The 18717-nt window shown below is 27.1% G+C and carries 16 protein-coding genes; 5 read left to right on the top strand and 11 right to left on the bottom strand.

Annotated elements, in window-relative coordinates; all coding sequences use genetic code 11:
- The first annotated feature begins 22 nt into the window (after positions 1 to 22).
- Both C4S76_RS10305 and C4S76_RS10300 read left to right on the top strand, forming a co-directional pair.
- The gene (locus tag C4S76_RS10305; RefSeq protein ID WP_105194382.1) at positions 23 to 715 is read left to right on the top strand and encodes a GLPGLI family protein; all 693 of its coding nucleotides are present in this window, start codon (positions 23 to 25) and stop codon (positions 713 to 715) included.
- 15 nt (positions 716 to 730) lie between these two features.
- Complete coding sequence (locus tag C4S76_RS10300) at positions 731 to 3352, top strand: carboxypeptidase-like regulatory domain-containing protein (protein ID WP_105194381.1); 2622 nt, start codon at positions 731 to 733, stop codon at positions 3350 to 3352.
- A 4-nt stretch (positions 3353 to 3356) separates the two neighbouring features.
- Here C4S76_RS10300 and C4S76_RS10295 read toward each other — a convergent pair whose 3' ends face one another.
- Genes C4S76_RS10295 through pepE form a run of 5 tightly spaced genes read right to left on the bottom strand, consistent with a single transcriptional unit; the run spans position 3357 to position 7586 of the window.
- Entirely contained in the window at positions 3357 to 3803 is a 447-nt protein-coding gene (locus C4S76_RS10295; RefSeq protein WP_105194380.1) for a YqaA family protein, read from the bottom strand.
- 20 nt (positions 3804 to 3823) lie between these two features.
- Positions 3824 to 4573, bottom strand: a complete 750-nt coding sequence (locus C4S76_RS10290; RefSeq protein WP_245915829.1) for a lysophospholipid acyltransferase family protein — start codon at positions 4571 to 4573, stop codon at positions 3824 to 3826.
- A gap of 3 nt (positions 4574 to 4576) precedes the next feature.
- Positions 4577 to 5545 (bottom strand): type I phosphomannose isomerase catalytic subunit, encoded by a 969-nt coding sequence (locus C4S76_RS10285; RefSeq protein WP_105194379.1) that lies wholly within the window; start codon positions 5543 to 5545, stop codon positions 4577 to 4579.
- A gap of 50 nt (positions 5546 to 5595) precedes the next feature.
- Positions 5596 to 6849 (bottom strand): DUF6080 domain-containing protein, encoded by a 1254-nt coding sequence (locus tag C4S76_RS10280; protein ID WP_146105734.1) that lies wholly within the window; start codon positions 6847 to 6849, stop codon positions 5596 to 5598.
- Between the two features lie 26 nt (positions 6850 to 6875).
- Positions 6876 to 7586: a dipeptidase PepE gene (gene pepE, locus C4S76_RS10275; RefSeq protein WP_105194377.1), complete on the bottom strand. Its 711-nt coding sequence runs from the start codon at positions 7584 to 7586 to the stop codon at positions 6876 to 6878.
- 90 nt (positions 7587 to 7676) lie between these two features.
- Between pepE and C4S76_RS10270 the strand changes: the two genes are divergently transcribed.
- Entirely contained in the window at positions 7677 to 8300 is a 624-nt protein-coding gene (locus tag C4S76_RS10270) for a hypothetical protein (RefSeq protein WP_105194376.1), read from the top strand.
- 129 nt (positions 8301 to 8429) lie between these two features.
- On the top strand, positions 8430 to 9218 hold the full coding sequence (locus tag C4S76_RS10265; RefSeq protein ID WP_221405013.1) for a patatin-like phospholipase family protein: 789 nt from the start codon (positions 8430 to 8432) through the stop codon (positions 9216 to 9218).
- On the opposite strand, the gene C4S76_RS10260 is transcribed toward C4S76_RS10265, so the two are convergent.
- Entirely contained in the window at positions 9219 to 9980 is a 762-nt protein-coding gene (locus tag C4S76_RS10260) for a Kdo domain containing protein (RefSeq protein ID WP_105194374.1), read from the bottom strand.
- A gap of 158 nt (positions 9981 to 10138) precedes the next feature.
- On the opposite strand from C4S76_RS10260, the gene porW reads away from it, so the two are divergent.
- Complete coding sequence (porW, locus tag C4S76_RS10255; protein WP_105194373.1) at positions 10139 to 12643, top strand: type IX secretion system periplasmic lipoprotein PorW/SprE; 2505 nt, start codon at positions 10139 to 10141, stop codon at positions 12641 to 12643.
- Positions 12644 to 12896: 253 nt separating this feature from the next.
- Here the strand turns inward: porW and aspS are convergent, their stop codons facing one another.
- The 5 genes from aspS to C4S76_RS10230 all read right to left on the bottom strand — a co-directional run bounded on the left by aspS (position 12897) and on the right by C4S76_RS10230 (position 18675).
- Positions 12897 to 14648 (bottom strand): aspartate--tRNA ligase, encoded by a 1752-nt coding sequence (gene aspS, locus C4S76_RS10250; protein WP_105194372.1) that lies wholly within the window; start codon positions 14646 to 14648, stop codon positions 12897 to 12899.
- Between the two features lie 71 nt (positions 14649 to 14719).
- The gene (locus C4S76_RS10245) at positions 14720 to 15619 is read right to left on the bottom strand and encodes a CorA family divalent cation transporter (RefSeq protein ID WP_105194371.1); all 900 of its coding nucleotides are present in this window, start codon (positions 15617 to 15619) and stop codon (positions 14720 to 14722) included.
- Positions 15620 to 15666: 47 nt separating this feature from the next.
- Complete coding sequence (locus C4S76_RS10240) at positions 15667 to 17310, bottom strand: ArnT family glycosyltransferase (RefSeq protein WP_105194370.1); 1644 nt, start codon at positions 17308 to 17310, stop codon at positions 15667 to 15669.
- A complete protein-coding gene (locus tag C4S76_RS10235; RefSeq protein ID WP_317045863.1) occupies positions 17300 to 17962 on the bottom strand; it encodes a lipid-A-disaccharide synthase N-terminal domain-containing protein in 663 nt (220 codons plus the stop codon). The genes C4S76_RS10240 and C4S76_RS10235 overlap by 11 nt, the downstream gene beginning before the upstream one ends.
- Positions 17959 to 18675, bottom strand: a complete 717-nt coding sequence (locus C4S76_RS10230) for a glycosyltransferase (RefSeq protein ID WP_105194368.1) — start codon at positions 18673 to 18675, stop codon at positions 17959 to 17961. Before C4S76_RS10230 ends, C4S76_RS10235 begins: the two co-directional genes overlap by 4 nt.
- Positions 18676 to 18717: the final 42 nt, after the last annotated feature.

The following is an 18717-nucleotide window of genomic DNA, read 5'->3' as shown; positions in this document are numbered from 1 at the left end:
TTTGGTTTAAAATTATTTATATATGAAAAAAATTGTTTATATATTTTTGTTTTTTACATATGCAGGTTTGCTGTCTCAAACTGTTAAAATTACATACCAAGCTTTTGCTAATGTTAATGATTATAAAGAACAAACCACAGATTCTGAAATAATAAAAAGTATGGATGCTTTTCTTGCACAAGAATTTATATATGATTTATATTATAAAGACGGAATATCTTTATTTTTAAAAGAAAAAACTAACCAACATGATAATAGTGAGAATAAAATTATAGAAGTAGGTGCTACAGATCAAACTTACAAAGACCAAAAAGAAAATTTATATGTTAAACAAGCTGATTTTTTCGGCAGGGATTTTTTAATTACAGATAACTTACTTCCAATTGATTGGGTTCTTATAGACGAAGAAAAAAAAATTGGTCCTTATTTATGTAAAAAAGCAATAACTTCTTCTGATGATACTACAGTTGAAGCTTGGTATTCTCCAGACATAGCAATTCCCGATGGACCAATGGATTATTGGGGGCTTCCGGGCCTTATTGTAGAATTACAATATAAAAATTTAACCTATAAATTAACTTCTATTAATTATAAAACTAATTATTCCATTTCTAAACCTACAAAAGGGAAAGTAATAAAAAAATTGGATTTTCAAAATATTGAAAAAGAAAAATTACAAGAATTAGAAAATGGGATATTCAATGATAATTACTAATGCTATTATGAAAGAATGCTTTATAAATATATAGTATCGAATTTATTTTTCTTTTTAAGTTGTTTTCTTTTTGCTCAAGAAAATTTTATAATTAGAGGAAAAATAACTAATAATGATGCTAAACCGATTTCATTTGCCACAATACAACTTATAAATACAGACACAAAAAAAGTCATAAGTTTTTCAATATCAAATAGTCAAGGGAATTATTCAATTAAAGTAAATAACCAAGGGAATTATATTTTAGAAATAAGTCATGTAAATTATTCAAAGATATCTGAAACTTTACAAGTTAATGAATCTTATACTACTAAAGATATAATTTTAGAATCTAAAGAAAAAGAGATAGAAGAAGTAGTTATTATTTCAAAAGCAATCACTGCAAAAGAAGATACAATTTCTTATAATCTAAATTCATTTACTAACGGGCATGAAGAGAAATTGAAAGATATTCTTAATAAACTACCCGGTATTGAAGTTGAAAACGGTAATATAAAAGTAAATGGTAAGCAAGTTGATAAGCTATTGGTAGATGGAAAAGACTTTTTTGGAAATAATCATAAAATAGCTACAGAGAATTTAAATGCTCAGATGATTAAATCAGTAGAAATTCTAAATAATTATAAAAGTTCTCAAATAGCAAAAAATATAGAAGGAGGAAATCAAACAGCTTTAAATGTAGGTATAAAAAAAGAATATAAAAATAAAATAACCGGAGAGGCTTCTTTGTTATCTGCATATGAAAGCAAGTATAATGCTCAATTAAATCTATTTAAATTTACTAATAATCTAAGTATAAGTTTTATTGGGAATGCCAATAATACAGGACAGGAATCTTTTACTATTGATGATTATTTAAAATTAAATTCAGATGTTAGAAATGATTTAATGAACAGTGAACTTTCCTCTTTTAAAGAAATGGATAATTTTTTGCCTAATTTTTTATTGTCAGATAATAATGTAATAAAAAAAGAGAACCAGATGGGAAGTATAAATTTATCATATTTACCTTCAGAGAAAATTAAAATTACGGGATTTACATTATTAAATAATACCAGGCAGAGAGAAAAAATTTTATCAGAAAGAACTTTTTTAAATAGTAATTTCCATAGCATAGATAACAATAATTCAAAAGGAAACTTTCTTTTTAATCAAACTCATGTAAAAATAGATTTTGAAATCAATAAAAATAATTCTTTAAATTATTCTGTCTCTATAGAACCGACAAAAGATCATACAGATAGGGAAATAAGCCAAGAATCATATGAGAAAATTCTATTTAATGAAAATATGAAAAATAGAAATATGAAATTTGGCCAACAGATTAGCTATTTATCTAAAATAGCTAAAAATAAACTGATAACATTTAATATATATCAGGAAAGTAATTCATCAAAAGGAGATTTTTTTCTTTTATCTTCTCATTCCTTATATGATTTTAATATCAATAATTTAGTACAAAATAGTACAAAAAAAGATAGAGAATGGGGAGTGATAGGTAAATACAGCCAAAATATCGGGGAAATAGTTGTAAGAAATAGTATGGGCTATTTATGGAAGCAAAATTTCTTTAAAAATTCTATAATTGAAAATAATATTAGAAATCATATCAGCTTTCATACCGATTATAGTTTCATTAAGCCGGCGATTTTAAAAAATAAAAATTTTTTACAGTTTTTGCTAGATTTTGAGTTAAGAAATTATAATTTAAAATTAAATAAACATAGTTCAAATTCATTATTTTTTTTACCGCAGGCTAAAATAAAATTAGAGTTTAAACAAACTCATACACTAGCATTGTTTTATAAAAGAGAAGTGGATTATATAAGTGCCGATAAACTTAATTCTTATGAAATTTTATTAAATTACTCCAGCATATATAAAGAAAGTTTTATTAAGGAAAGAAAGGAAATAATTAATAATACAATAGGATTAGAATATTTATTTTTAAATTTATTCGATGGTAATTTTTTATCTGCAAATGTAAATTACTCCCGAAAAGCAAATTCTCCGATATCAAATAGTTCTTTAAACTCTCAGTATACAATTTTAAATTACATTAGTTCATCCGACCAAGATATATGGAATACATTTATCAATTTTGAAAAAAAATTGAAATTCATAAAATATAAATTGAAGATAAATGTTAACTACAATTTTATAAAGTCAAGTACTTTTACAAATTTTCAAGAAATACCTATGAATACAAATAGGGTTAATGGAGATGTGAGTTTTCAGACTTACAATAAAAAATCTATAGTCAATTATGATTTTGGGTCAAAATTTTCTTACCTAAATACAGATTACAAAAATCAAGATATATCATTAAAAAATTCACAAATAATACCCTTTGTTAATTTATATTTTAATTTTGGAGAAAGTTTAAAATTTAGTTTAAAAAATAGCTATGAGTTTTATAAAAGTGGTTCAATTTCTAGGGATAAATATAATTTAGGACTTAAAGTAATATATAGAAAAGAACATACTCCTTGGAAATTTTGGATTGAAGGATATGATATTCTTAATATTTCAGGTTCTGAAATTGTAGAAACTTCCACAGATGATAATATATTACAAAAAGAAATATATCATAAGCTTCCTGGATATGCAGGTATAGGCATAAGTTACAGTTTATAGCGTTTTATTTTGTTATCCATACAATACCACAGGTAATTAATATATACCTTATCATTTTTCCTAAAAACATAGAAATACTTACGATATAGATATTAGCTCTCATGTAACCTAAAGCTATAGGAATAACATCTCCAATGATTGGCAAAAAAGAAAAAAAAGCCATAGCAGCCCCTTTACCATCCAGCCAATGATATATTTTATTTATTTTTTCCGGTTTGATTTTAAGATATTTTTCTATCCATTCCAGTTTTCCTAATTTACCTAAAAAATAATTGGTCATTCCTCCTAAAAAATTACCCAAAGTAGCTAATCCTATACAGAGCCAAAGATTTCCGCCTAAAGCTAACATACCAACCAAAACAGCTTCAGAACTAACAGGCAAAAAAGTAGCAGCTAAAAAAGAGGCTAAAAATAATCCCCAATACCCATATTCCACTAAACTATCAAGCATCTAAATCTTTTAATGTAATATTATTTAATTTGAGGGTGATTTATAGGATCACTTTTAATCTTGTTATAGATTAATTCATAGGCTTTTTGCTTCAATAAGTCTTTATTGTCAAAATCTTTAGGATGTAATATGGCTAGTCGTTCTGTTCTCACTTTTCCGGGATATCCTAAGGTATTAACAAAGGGAAACATATTTTTTAAATTATGAAAAACGTATACAACAATAGGTTTGTTGCAATAGGTTGCAGTAACAAAGGGTCCATCTTTAAATTTACCAAGAATAATATTACGATTAGGAACTCCTCCTTCAGGGTAAAGAACTACATTTTTATCTTCTTTTAGTGTTTTTTTTACTAAAGGGAATACTGCTTCCCGGCTTTTTTTATCGGACCTGTCAACTATTATGGAAACTTTTTTGTAAATTCTTCCAAAAATAGGATATTTTTCTAATTCTTTTTTTCCAACAAAAACTATCGGATGATTAGGGTGTAAGATATACATCAGGGCAACATCCATAGCAGAAGTATGATTTGAAATCAATATATAGTTTTCTTTAGGATCTAGTTTTTCTGAATATTGTAAGGAATAAGTAAATCCGCTCCCGTAAAAAAGTATATAGGCCCATAACCGCATAAAAAAATAAGTTAAACGATTATTTTTCTGGTAAGATAAAATATAGATTATAGTACCTACAGATAAAGTACAAAATATGGCAACTATTATAAACCATAGTTTCCATACTAATACTAAAGGAACACGAAGGTATTTCATAATTTATTCGATATGAACTTCTAATAATTTTGTATGAGTATGTGAGATAATTTCAATATTCTTTAAAATAGCAGGAATTAATAAACTTTGCCCCTTATATATTTGTACTGTTGATGTATTACTTAAAATATTACACTCTCCTTCCAGACATATTAAAATTCTAAAAGATTGAGGTAAATCTTCTAATTTTTGATTTTTTGCAGAAATATTATAACGGGTTGTTGTAAAATAAGGGGAATTTACCAATAAAGTATTTTCTTCTTTTTTGTTATAAATCACATTCGGATTTTCAATATAAGAAAAATCGGCTACATCCATGGCTTGTTGGGTATGTAATTTGCGAGGCTCTCCATTTATATCTATTCGGTTGTAATCATATATTCGATAAGTAATATCTGAGGTTTGTTGAATTTCAGCCAATGTAATTCCTTTTCCCATTGCATGAACCCTTCCTGAAGGTATATAAAAAACATCATCTTTTTCAGGGTGTATTTTTCTAAGAATATTTTCTACATTTCCGTCTTTTATACTTTTAGCATATAATTCTTTGTTTATCCCTTTTTCAAACCCTATAATAATTTCAGCATCTTTTTCGGCATCTAAAATATACCACATTTCAGTTTTCCCAAAAGAATTATGATGTTTTTGGGCATAATCATCATTAGGATGTACTTGTACAGAAAGCGGTTGATCTGCATCTAAAAATTTAATCAAAAGTGGAAATTGATCTCCATATTTTTGATAAACTTGAGTGCCCAATAATTCTTCTTTATATTTAAAAACTAAATCCTGTAAATTTGTTCCTTTGTATTTTCCGTTAGCTACTAGGCTAATATATCCTGGGACTGTTGAAATTTCCCAACTTTCTCCTATTTTACTTTCTGTAATATTTTTCCCGAAATATTTTAATTTATTTCCTCCCCATATTCTATAATGGAAAGTTGGTTCAAACAATAATGGATATAATGACATTTTTTTATGAATATTAAGAGAATACAAAAATACTATTTTAGAGATAGATTTTAGATTTTATAATATTTATTTACAAAATTTATAAATTCTGATAATCTAAATAAATTGTTTATAATTAAATATAAAGTTAACAATCCTAAAAATATAAATAACATTTTGTAAATTTTTTTGTTATTTCTCAGAGCATAAAATAACCAACCAAGTAATAGAGGAACTACAAATACCCAATGTCCACCATAAATAAAAGAGACCCATAAACCAAATTTCATAAAACCATGAATGATGATATCAATTAAAAAAGAAAACCCAAGAATATAGAGAAGTTTGTTTTTCCTATTTGAAATCAAAGAGGCTATCATAAATAAAAAAATAGATAGGCAGAATATATATTGTAAAGTTTGATCATATATGTGATAATATAAAGCTTTGTATTGAATTTTAAAAAACCTAAGATTTTTTTCAACAAAAGAGGGAAAAAGCATATTTCCACCAAAGAAATAAGAAGTAATCATATTCCACCAGGTTTCACCTTTAGGATTGGAAAATTTTTCATATTGAGCTGTGGATTTTGATAAAATTTTCATATAATCCCAATCTCTTCTCCATAGATATAATAATACAAAAATCCCAATAGAAAAAAGAGTTTTTAATGCAGCTGTTAAAAATTCTTTAAGATTAAATTTTTTATTTTCAAAGAATAGAGGGATATAGGTTTTCGGAAGATTTGTAATAGTTTCTCCTCCTATAAAAATGCCCATGATTGTATTAAAAATAAGTGGAATTTTTTTTTGCCTATTTATAAATAGTGCTGAGATATAGGTGTAAAATGATAGTAAAAAGATTGAAAAGGTGTAGGTCTCCGGAGTGAAAGATAATAAAATATTTGTAGAAAAAAAGGTGTAAAAAATTATAATTAAATATGTTGTTTTTGTTTTTAGGTTTATAATATTTGTAAGGTATTTATATACAAATACAATACCTAATGATACATTTACAGCGCAAAAAACAGTAAAAATTATATTGAAAAAGCCCAAATTATTATTTATATGGTAAAACCAATTTGCTAAATTGAAAATGGGCATAATGAAATAATAAGAAAAAGGATGTTTTTCAATCATTCCACCTGAGAGGATAATTGATCTGTTATCAAAACTGAAATAAATATCCCAAGGTATTTTTTCATTATAAATAATGGTACTATAGAATGAAAAATATAACCCTAAAGGAATATATAAAATTAAAAGCATTAAAAAGATAATTCCCTCATTACGTGTAGAGGGAAATAGTATTTTTATAAATCTCAAAAAACAGTTTTTAATATTTATATATTTCATTTATTGAATAGAAAATCAAAACTGTCTGAGGAACATAATTCTTTTGGTTTTTCACCATACTTAAAAATCCTTGCAAATTTATTTCCTAAAAGTTGTAACTTATTATTTTCATATTTTAATATTGAACCCTCTCTCAAACCAACAACAAATATTTGGTGATTTTCTTTTATAAATTCTTCAATTCTTTGTTCACGCGTTTCTCCACTATGACCTGTAGGGTTATCATCTAAATAATGAGGGTTAATTTGAAAAGGAATCAAATTTAACGTATTAAAACCATTAGGATCCAATATAGGCATATCATTAGTTGTTCTTAAAGTAGGACAAGCAACATTTGAACCGGCACTCCAACCAATGTAAGGAGTCCCAGATTTCACTTTTTCTTTAATACAATCCATCAATTGATATTCATTTAATAATTTAGTTAATTTCCAAGTATTTCCTCCGCCTATGACGATTACACTTGCTTTATTAATAGAATCAACCGGATTGTTGTAGTGATGTATTCCCTTTACCTGTAATCCTATTTTTTCCCAAGCCGTATTTACTTTTTCTTCATATTCATCATAAGAAAATGTTACGGCAGCATAAGGTATAAATATGATATTTGAGGTATCACCATCTAAAAATTCTTTAACTGATTTTTTTGAATAACCTAAATAATCTTCCCCTACATTTGTAGAATTACTTAGTAATAGAAGTTTCATTCTTATATTTGTTTTTTAATTTAATAATTAACAAAGTTATGATTTAATTAACTTATAGTCTTTTATTAGATTGCCTAATTTTACTTAATAATGACAGAATTAAGATCTATTATAAAAAAACTAACCGGTAGACCTACAGGAAAAGCAGCAGGAATTAAGCTATCCGAGTTGGAAATGACGGAACTTAAATTAGGATATACCTTGCCTGAAATCCTAAAAGAACTCTATTTACTTGCGGGTAAAAATTATATGCTGATGGAATCTTTTCATCGTTTTGCTTTACCTAGCCAGTTGGAATGTGTTGATGGAAAAATTATATTTTTAGAAGAAAATCAGGAATTATGTTATTGGGGATTTGCTGTTGGTGCAGAAAATCCCTCTGTATTTCAATTAACTGGAGAAGATGAAGTGTATGAAGAAAAACTTAAGTTAGACGATTTTATAAAACTTATTCTTTATTACCAATGCGCACAGAGTGGATATGAATATTGTGGAATGGCAAATATTACTAACGAAGATCTAGAAATTTTTTCTCATACAGAATGGGAAGAAGTAATCCATTATAATGGATTACAGATTTATTGGAAAAAAGATTGCCTTCTTTGGTATTTTTACGAAAAAGATTATGAAGTAAAAGATTATATATATTTTTCAGCGCGTACATTGGAAGTATATCAACAACATATTATAAAATACAATTTAGAAGAAATTTGATCAAAATTTTGTTATAATAAAAAATAATTTTTTGAATATCATAATAAAAGCATTTTTATAAATTGTATTTAGATATTTAGTATAAATAAAATCTTAATTTTTAATAAGATAATTTTTATGAATTCTGATATGAAAAAATATAAATTAGGAATAGTTCTAAGTGGGGGAGGATCTAAAGGATTTGCTCATTTAGGTGTGTTGCAGGCTCTGATTGATAGAGGAATTATTCCGGATGTAATTGCAGGAACAAGTGCAGGTGCTTTTGCAGGAGCTCTTTTTGCTGATGGAAATGAACCTAATCAGATGCTTACTTTATTTAAAGAAAAATCATTTACAGAATTTGCTCAGTTTTCTATTCCTAAAGGAGGTGTATTTAAAAGTGCACCTTTTAAAACATTTCTTGAAAAAAATTTAAAAGCTAGAACTTTTGAAGATTTAAAAATACCCCTTAATATTGTTACAACCAATATTGAAAATGGAAAGATAAAAGTTTTTAATTCGGGACCTTTAATTCCATGTATTATTGCATCATGTTCTGTACCGATTATATTTCAGCCTGTAGAGATTGATAAAAACTATTATGTTGACGGAGGACTTCTAAAAAAATTTCCTGTTTCAGTGATACGGGAATTTTGTGAAATAATAATAGGTGTTAATGTTTGTCCAACCACATCCATAAAATATAAGAATACACTTTCATATATTGCAGAACGATCTTTCCATTATATGTCAAATGCTAATATGCTACAGGACAAAAAGCTTTGTGATTATCTTATAGAGTCTGATATTCCATCTAAATATGGTATGTTTGATCTTAAACATGTAAAAGAAATATTTGATAAAGGAGATAAAATTGCATTTAATTTTCTTCAAAAACATGAGAAAAAATTGAAAAAAGATTTTCCTTCCTTTACATAGTTAATGACGGAAAAATATAGTTTTCAAAAATTTTTTAAATTTTGCTTTTGACCTGATTTTCCTATTAAATTCTTTTTGATAATGGTATATTTTTTCTTGTACTTCTTTTAATTTATATCCGGATACTTTTGAGTATTCATTTATAAATATATCTAAATAAGGTTGTTCCTTAATGTTGTTTGATAAACTTTTCATTTTTATATCAAAGGATAAGTTTTTATGAAATTCCATTCGGTTTAAATCGACTAAATACATTTCATAACAATTTCCTTTTCTTATTACCAATGTATTTCCGGGTGTATTATCCTTTATATATATTCCTTTTTCATGTACTTGATATGAAAACTGAGCATAAGCCTTTATGCAAGATTCAGCATCAGCTTGCTCATAAACTTCTCTTATAGTAAAATCATAAGGAGTACACTGAGAAATATAATAGCTGGAAGTAATTCCAATACAGTCAGAATTTTCTATATAGGCTATTGGTTCAGGATTTAAAATTCCTAATTGTAATAATTTTTCACCATGTTCAAAAGAACGTTTTGCTTTAGATTTTCTAAAATATTTATAAACAATTTTATTTATTAAATGAGGCTTTTTAAAAGATTTAACAGCTATAAAATTTTCATGAAAAGGTATTTTTTTAATAATATTCCTTTCAGGATTTCCTAATATATGTGTATAATCATCAAAATTTTTTATGATTTCTGAAATAAGGTTTTTATCTTTTATATATTTATTCGATACTACAAATTTTTGCATTAATAACTCATTTACAAATCCAATTTATTTAAATAATTAAAAGTATTCCAGAGTGGAATGATAGTAGAACGTTAAAAGAGAATTATCCACTATTTTGAAACAACAAATATAATATATTTTCGTTTTTTAATTAGTTTTGTTATAATTTTAAATTCTAAATGAAAAAAATTAGTTATACTCTACTTATCGTAACTCTGTTTTTAGCCTGTTCTACTAAAAAAAACGGAATTACCCATCGTACATATCATCGGTTAACTTCCTGGTACAATACTGCTTTTAATGGGCAAGAAACATTGAAAAAAAATTTAAAAGATAAAGAACAAAGTTATATAGATAATTATGCTACTCTTTTAAAGGTAGAACCTATAGATCCTTTTGATAAAACTGATGAATTTTATATGGAGGAAATTTTAGATATACCGGGTAATAAATTTAGAAGTACAACGAAAAATGTATTAAGTAATTTAAGTAATTTAGATGAGCAAGGTGCGGTAAATTCAATAAAAGGTGCATTAAGTGGAGCTTTAGGAGGAGGTAAAGATAATCAGTCAAAAGCAGAAGGATTAAACAGAGTGATTCAAAAAGGAAAAAAAGCCGTAGAAAGTCATTCTATGTTAATAAAAGGGAAAGAATATAATTCTATGCTAAGTGATGTCTATTTATTATTGGGAAAAGCATATTATTATAAAAATGATCCTTTTGAGGCATTGAATTATCTTAATTATATGAATGCTACCTTAGTGAAAAATAGAAGGGTTAATGAAGCTAAAATTTATATAGCCCTAGCTCAGGTACAGGCAGGCAATTCCTTTCAGGCTGGTGAAATATATGAAGAGTTAGCAAAAATCAAATTATCTAAAAAAGATAGAAAACTATATAGCAGATCCTATTCACAATTTCTAATTGATGAAAAAAAATATGAGGAAGCTATAGAAGCATTAAATGATGCAAAAAAATATAATAAGGGAAAAAATAATAGAGGGAGATATTGCTTTATCCAAGGGCAATTATTTGAAAAATTAAATTCAAAAGATAAAGCAATTGAATATTATCAAAAAGCATATGATAAAAAACCATCTGCTGAATTGGAAATTAAATCGCAGATAGCTTTAGCCCGACTTTTTACAGGAGATTCCATAGCTTATTTCAATAAAATACTATTTTTAAAAAAACTATTTAATAAGGGTTTGTATCAATCCAGAAAAAATGAATTATACTACGCAATGGCTTTGGTTTCATTAAATACAAAAAAAGAAAAAGAAGCTTTTACTTATCTCAAGCAATCTATAAAAGAAAATGAAAGTGACCCTCAAACAAGAGCATTAGCTTATCAAGCTATAGGAGATATTTATTTTTCTAAGCCTGATTATATCAATGCGGGGGCGTATTATGATAGTGCTGTGGCAAAATTTACAGATGTAGGAATGAAAAATAAATTATTGACCAAAAATAAATCTTTACATGAATTAATAAAAAAATATTATTTAGTAAAAAAAAATGATAGTATTTTGTCTATAGTCAAAATGAATACAGAACAGAGAAATGAATATTTTCAAAAATATATAGATAAAATAAAAACAGAAGAAAACCAAAAAAAGGCTGAGCTAGAAAAGATTTCAAAAAGTGAAAATAACACTTTATTTGTTACCGAAACTCTTATTGATAATTCGGATTTTACACAATCACCAGAAAAAAATAATGGAGGGAAATGGTATTTTTATAATAATAATGTAAAAAATAAAGGGCAATCAGATTTTATAAGATTATGGGGAAATAGAACCTTAGTAGATAATTGGAGAAGGGGTAGCGGAATATCCGGAACCAATGATATGAAAAATGATTTATTAGCGATTGGAGAAAATAAAAATCCGAGAAGATTTGATGTGAACTATTATATTGAACAAATTCCCAATAATCAAGCTGTAATAGATACCATAAAAATACAAAGAGATACAGCAGAGTTATCATTAGGAATTATTTATCAAGACAAATTTTATGATCTTAAATCTGCAACTTCAACTTTAGAACATTTATTATCAACACCACCTTATGATCAGTCGGTTACTATGGCAGCAATGTATAATTTATATAAATTTAATAAGGATAAAAATCCAGAAACAGCAAAAAAATATGCAGATTTGGTGTTGTTAAAATATCCTGATTCTAAATATGCTGAGAGTATTTTAAATCCTAGTGTTGATGTTTTTAAATCGAGATCTTCCGATGCAGTAATATTTTATGAACTTGCATATAAAAAATATGAAGAGGGAAACTATAAAGAAGTAAAGAGTATGGCTTCTCAGGCATTAGAAAAATATCCAACGGATGAGATAATTCCAAAATTCACTCTTTTATCGGTGTTTTGTGATGCAAGGTTAAATAACAAAAAGGATTTTATGGATGGTTTGGAACGTGTTTCTATTCTTTTTGAAGATAAACCAGAAGGGAAAAAAGCGGCTGATTTACTTAAATTTTTTAATGAAAAAGAAAAAAAGAATGAAAATTCTAATACCCTAAATAAAGAGAGAAATAACGAAAATATCTCAACTCAAGACTTTTCAACTCAAGATATGGAAGATGATTCTTCAGATTTAGATTATGAAAAGGCAATACCTGATGATAAAGATTTAGAAAATGGACCCGGAATTATAAGAAAAAAATAAATCTAAATTAAAGAAATTAATAAATGCAGTAAAAACATGATTAATATCATGTATTATTATTTATAATTATTCTAAATAATGGTATATCTTTGTCAAAGATAAATGATAGGTGTTATGAAAATAATACTAAAAATCATTTTTTCATTTCTGTGTATTCACATAAATTGGTTTTATTTTTATTAGTTTGTAAAAAATCCTTGAAATTTATTTCAAGGATTTTATTTTTCAAATTATTGCAGAACTAGTTATTTATTCATTCTTTAATGATGTTTATTCCAAGTTCATCTAATTGTTTTTTACTAATAGGATAGGGGGCATCTATCATAACATCTCTTCCGGCATTATTTTTTGGAAAAGCAATATAATCACGAATTACTTCTTGACCTCCTAAAATTGCTGTAAATCGATCAAAGCCAAAAGCAATTCCTCCATGTGGTGGAGCTCCGTATTTAAATGCATTCATTAGAAATCCAAATTGAGCTTCTGCTTCTTCTTGTGTAAAGCCTAATAGGGAAAACATTTTCGCTTGTAAATCTTTGTCATGTATCCGTATGGAACCTCCTCCTATTTCATTGCCATTCAATACCATATCATAAGCATTAGCCCTAACTTTCCCCGGGTCGGTTTCTAAAAGGGCAATATCTTCAGGTTTTGGAGAGGTAAATGGGTGATGCATTGCTACATATCTATTTTCTTCCTCATCCCATTCTAAAAGTGGAAAATCAACTACCCAAAGAGGAGCAAATACGTCAGGATTTCGTAGTCCTAAACGTTCGGCAAGCTCCATTCTTAAAGCACTCAGTTGAGGTCTCACTTTCTGTGCTTCTCCTGATAAAATTAGGAGTAAATCTCCGGTTTGTGCGTTAGATTTTTGAATAACTTTTTTTAATTTTTCTTCTGTATAAAATTTATCTATTGAAGATTTTATACTTTGATCTTTATTGTATTTTATATAAACTAAACCTCGAGCTCCCACTTGTGGTCTTTTTACCCATTCGGTTAGTTCATCTAATTGCTTTCGGGTATAATCAGCACAATTTTCTACTTTTATTCCTACTATAAGTTCTGCTTCATCAAATACTTTAAAACCACTTTTTTTAAGCTCTTCATTAAATTCGATAAATTCCATTCCAAACCTTATATCGGGCTTATCATTTCCATATTTGCGCATAGCTTCAGAATAGGTTATTCGTGGGAATTTATCTATTTTGTAATTTCTTAATTCTTTGAGTAAATGTTTGGCTAGACCTTCAAATGTGTCTAAAATATCTTCTTGTTCAATAAAAGACATTTCACAATCTATTTGAGTAAATTCCGGTTGTCTGTCAGCACGTAAATCTTCATCTCTAAAACATTTTACAATCTGAAAATATTTGTCTAGTCCACCAATCATCAATAATTGTTTGAAACTTTGAGGAGATTGGGGAAGGGCATAGAATTGACCAGGGTTCATTCTTGAAGGAACTACAAAATCACGAGCCCCTTCTGGTGTAGATTTTATTAATACCGGGGTTTCTATCTCAAGAAAATCATGAGAAGATAAATAGTTTCTTACTAATTGGGCAACTTTACTTCTAAAAATAAGTTTGTCTTTTACCGGGTTTCTTCTGATATCTAAATATCGGTATTTCATTCGTAATTCTTCGCCGCCATCAGTTTCATTTTCTATTACGAAGGGAGGTACTAGCGAGGTACTTAGAACAGTTAATTTCTCAACTAATATTTCTATATTACCAGTAGGTATGTGTGGATTTTTACTTGTTCTTTCTATTACAGTTCCTGTTATTTGGATCACAAATTCTCGCCCTAATTTTTTTACTTGTTCCAAAATTTCTTTAGGGGTTCTTTGGTCATCAAATACCAATTGAGTGATTCCGTATCTATCTCTTAAATCTACCCAGATTACAAATCCTTTATCTCGAATAGTTTGCACCCAACCACTAAGGATTACTTTTTGATTAATATTAGCTTCTGTAAGCTCTCCGCAAGTATTTGTTCTGTACATACAGTTTTATATTATTTTATTTTTCTTAATCTTATGCAAAAATATAGTATCTTTATTTAATTGTTGAATAATTATAACCATTTTTTTCTTTTAAGCCAATAATAAATAATCAATGTTATTATTAGCATGATAATTAATATTACAGGATATCCCCATGCTTTTTCAAGTTCAGGCATATATTTAAAATTCATTCCATATATGCCGGCTATGAATGTTAATGGCATAAAAAATATGGAAAAAATAGTTAGAGTTTTCATTATGTCATTACTTTTAAGCGAAGCTAGTGATATGTAAAGATTTAGCAGATTATTGATATCTTCAATTACTTGTTCATATAGCGTTGATAATTTTACTTGCAGATCTTTGACATCTTGATGGGCTGGTTTTTCCTGTTTTGTAGGTTTTACAGAATTTATAACTTCATCTGTAAGTATGAGTAATTTCATGCATATATTGACTTTCCTTTTTAATAAGTACATATTTTGAAGAATATTACTTGAAGAATCAGGGGATTTTAGAAATACTTTATTTTCAAGATTTTCTACTTTACTTAATATTTTCAGTATAGAAGTGTTGTATGTATATAAGGTATTCCAAATTATTTTAATAACAATACTGTTAACTGTATATATTTTTTCTGTTTTTATATATTTTTCTATAATCTCTTCTAAAAAAGGAATTTCTATTCTATGTATGGTGATTAAAAGATGATCGTTATAAAATACAGCTATTTTATTTGTAAGGCTTTCAATATTAGTTTTTCTTTTAAGATTTTCATGTACTAATCTGACAATAAAGAAATTTATGGTATCCTGATTTTCAAATTTAGGTAAATGATTGGGTTCTAGGCTATCTGTCAACGTATAGTAATTCAGAGAATATTTGTTAGCAATTTTCTCCAGTTCTTTTGCATCAGGATTATGTAAATCTATCCATTCATAGTTAGATTGTTTGAGTTCTTTAATTGCCATATTATTCTCCTTATATTATATTCGTAAAAATAAGGAAAAAAAGAGTTTTATTTTTTAGAAATAATTAAAAAATCTCTTTCTAACCTAGATTTATATCCTTTATTGTTTGGAGGAACTATATTAAGATCTATATAAGATACTTTATTTACTTTATAGGAACGGTCTATTAATTTTATTATTTCACTTGTATTTTCTGATTGACAAAGTAACCCCATTTTATTATTTTTTTTCAGAATGTTATCAATTTCTGATAAATCAATGGTAGGTATTTTTTTTCCATAATCCCAGACAATTTCAGGAGTCATGTTTTTAAAGTCATATAGATCTATTTTAGGATCCATATAATGTCTTAAATTTTTAGCTGATTTGTAATTTGGATTGTATAAAAAACTTTTAGCTAAAGGAAAGGCAAAAGACATAACTGAACATTGTAGCGCAATGATCCAATAGAAAACTTGGTTAAATTTTTTGTATAATAGAAAAAATAAGATACCAATTCCTATAAAAAATAAAATAATAGAAGAAATAATCATCCAACTTGTTTGATTAATAATGTATTTTCTGAAAACAAAATAGAGAATTAGAGGATATAAAATGCCTATTGTACCCAGTAAACCAAAATTGAATATGGCCAAATATTGGTCTTTTTTTGATTGTAATTTTCTGAAATGGTTCCATAAATAATCAATATAAAACCCTGTATTGAGAGCTAAAGGAATGAGAGTAGGTAAAATGTATCTAACTTTTTTTTCAGGAATAATGCTTAATAAAATTAGGGAAAGTAAAGTCCATAAAAGAGTAAATTTATATAATTTAAGGTTAAATACTTTATTTTTCATGTAAGGATAAAGTAGAGCTAATAGGGCAGAGACAGCCCAAACCCCTGATTGTACGAAAAAACTCCAATAATAATAGATAGGACGTGAATTATATTCATTTGTCCAACGAGAAGTTTCTATTTTAGCCATTTTAGCTAAAGGTTCAGGATCTGCCCAATGTATATATGCAGACCAAGACATACCTATTCCCAATCCTAAAAAGCAATATAATATTAAAGCCAGATTATATTTTTTTTCTCCTTTAAATTTATATTTATATACAATTCCATAAGCAATAAGAAAAGGGAGCAAAAGTGCATATAAAGAAACAGGACCTTTACTTAGTAATGAAAAAGCCAAGCATAAACCTCCCCATATAGCATTTTTTAGAGGGTATTTATTCTTTTTTAAAATACCCCATAAATAAAAGATAGAAATAATCATAAAACTGTGGCAATACATATCCCATTGATTATCTCTGCCAGCAAAATAAATATAAAAAGATGTTATAACTATTAGTCCGTTATGAAAGCTACTTTTATTTGAAAACCCAATTTTTATAGAAAAAATATAAATGTATATAACTAATAATAATGTAATGCATACAACAGCCAAACGCAATACAAAAACAGAATCAAATCCGAAAAAAAATCCTACTAAAGCTGTTATCCAAGTAGGTAATGGTGGCTTTTCATATCGGGGTTCTTCATTAAGGGTCGTTAAAAACCAATGGTTGTCCTGTACCATTTCACGTGCAGTAATAAAATTACGAGCTTCCATAATATTAACAGGAAGAATGCCTAAGTTAGGCACAAGCATAATTACAGTGACAATAAATAAGAAAAAAAGAGGTTTATTATTATTATACGACATGATTTTTCTTTAAAATGATAATATTTCTGGAATAAGCAATAATCCCCACTCCCTGACCTGCAATTAATACAGGATTTAATGTAATAATAGCATAGGTAAATATCATCAGTGATCCTGTTAGGCTCAATAACCAGAATCCCATAGGTAACTCAGATTTTTTAATTCTTTCCGAATAAATCCATTGATAAACAAAGCGCATTGTAAATAAAATTTGTCCAAAACTTCCCCAAATAATTAACCATACAGGATCTTGTTTAAATAATTTGTTAATATCAAAAGCATTATTAAATACCCCTAACCCTATTACAATTACAGGAAGAGAGTAAATAAAATATCGTAATGTAATAGGATATTTTTCCCAAGCATTATGAAGTTGAATATTTCGTATATATATATAATAGGTGATCAATTGTCCTAACATAATAGAAAAGTCATGCAATAAAAAACCATGTATAAACATAAATATAGAGGCCAATAAACTAACTTGCCAAAAAATAAGATCAGAGGTAACTTTTTTATTTTTCTCTGCTGATATCCATTGGATAATCATTCGACTTGAAAACAAAATTTGAGCAAAAAATCCCAAAGAAATTGCAATATATCTTATAAATTTATCACTCAAAAAAACTTCGTCTGCTAAGAAATTCATCATAATTTTTTCTCAGCAACTTTATAGTTAATATATTTCTTTTTCATCCATAAATAAGCAAAACAATCACTTAGAGGACCCAATAAACGATTCCATAAATGAAATTTAGATTTTCCAGCTATTCTTTCGAAATGTTGAACAGGGATTTGTTTTACTTTTCCGTTCTGTAATAAAATCATAGCTGGAAGAAATCTATGCAATCCTTTAAACATAGGAATTCTTTTTGCATATTCCGTATGAATTATTTTTAAAGGACAACCAGTATCATCCATTCCGTCATGAGTAAAAGCTCTGCGTATTCCATTGGCAATTTTAGAAGACATATTTTTAGTAAAACTGTCTTTACGATTTGATCTTACTCCTGTAACTAATTGGAATTCATCTGTATATTTTAATAAAATATTGAAATCCATAGGGCTGGTTTGTAAATCGGCATCAATATAGCCCACCAATTTAGTATCAGCAAAATCAAATCCGGCTTTTATAGCAGGACTTAATCCATAATTTTTATCAAATGAAATAAAAGTGAACCCCTGAGTTTCTTTGCAAATTTTTTTAATAATTAATAAACTATTGTCTTGGGAACCATCATTTACAAAAAGGACTTTAGATTTCTTTTTTGCTAACTTTAAAAAAGATTCCATTTCATTTTTTACTCTTTCGAGATTTTCTTCTTCATTAAAAACCGGTATAATTACCGTTAAGTCATATTCCATGTATAGTTTCAAAATTATTTTTTCAAATTTATAAAAAATTAG

The organism is Apibacter adventoris, from assembly GCF_002964965.1.
Classification (GTDB): Bacteria; Bacteroidota; Bacteroidia; order Flavobacteriales; family Weeksellaceae; genus Apibacter; species Apibacter adventoris.
The sequence above is the reverse complement of the archived record's forward strand: the minus strand, read 5'-3'. Positions and strand labels throughout refer to the sequence as shown.

What these genes read in the sequence shown, in the direction of transcription:
- C4S76_RS10285 (WP_105194379.1), bottom strand. Translation starts at nt 5,545, where the DNA reads ATGTCATTATATCCATTATTGTTTGAACCAACTTTCCATTATAGAATA.
- C4S76_RS10235 (WP_317045863.1), bottom strand. Translation starts at nt 17,962, where the DNA reads ATGATGAATTTCTTAGCAGACGAAGTTTTTTTGAGTGATAAATTTATA.
- C4S76_RS10270 (WP_105194376.1), top strand. Translation starts at nt 7,677, where the DNA reads ATGACAGAATTAAGATCTATTATAAAAAAACTAACCGGTAGACCTACA.
- porW (WP_105194373.1), top strand. Translation starts at nt 10,139, where the DNA reads ATGAAAAAAATTAGTTATACTCTACTTATCGTAACTCTGTTTTTAGCC.
- pepE (WP_105194377.1), bottom strand. Translation starts at nt 7,586, where the DNA reads ATGAAACTTCTATTACTAAGTAATTCTACAAATGTAGGGGAAGATTAT.
- C4S76_RS10295 (WP_105194380.1), bottom strand. Translation starts at nt 3,803, where the DNA reads ATGCTTGATAGTTTAGTGGAATATGGGTATTGGGGATTATTTTTAGCC.
- C4S76_RS10300 (WP_105194381.1), top strand. Translation starts at nt 731, where the DNA reads ATGCTTTATAAATATATAGTATCGAATTTATTTTTCTTTTTAAGTTGT.
- C4S76_RS10240 (WP_105194370.1), bottom strand. Translation starts at nt 17,310, where the DNA reads ATGTCGTATAATAATAATAAACCTCTTTTTTTCTTATTTATTGTCACT.
- C4S76_RS10305 (WP_105194382.1), top strand. Translation starts at nt 23, where the DNA reads ATGAAAAAAATTGTTTATATATTTTTGTTTTTTACATATGCAGGTTTG.
- C4S76_RS10230 (WP_105194368.1), bottom strand. Translation starts at nt 18,675, where the DNA reads ATGGAATATGACTTAACGGTAATTATACCGGTTTTTAATGAAGAAGAA.
- C4S76_RS10245 (WP_105194371.1), bottom strand. Translation starts at nt 15,619, where the DNA reads ATGGCAATTAAAGAACTCAAACAATCTAACTATGAATGGATAGATTTA.
- C4S76_RS10290 (WP_245915829.1), bottom strand. Translation starts at nt 4,573, where the DNA reads ATGAAATACCTTCGTGTTCCTTTAGTATTAGTATGGAAACTATGGTTT.
- aspS (WP_105194372.1), bottom strand. Translation starts at nt 14,648, where the DNA reads ATGTACAGAACAAATACTTGCGGAGAGCTTACAGAAGCTAATATTAAT.
- C4S76_RS10260 (WP_105194374.1), bottom strand. Translation starts at nt 9,980, where the DNA reads ATGCAAAAATTTGTAGTATCGAATAAATATATAAAAGATAAAAACCTT.
- C4S76_RS10265 (WP_221405013.1), top strand. Translation starts at nt 8,430, where the DNA reads ATGAAAAAATATAAATTAGGAATAGTTCTAAGTGGGGGAGGATCTAAA.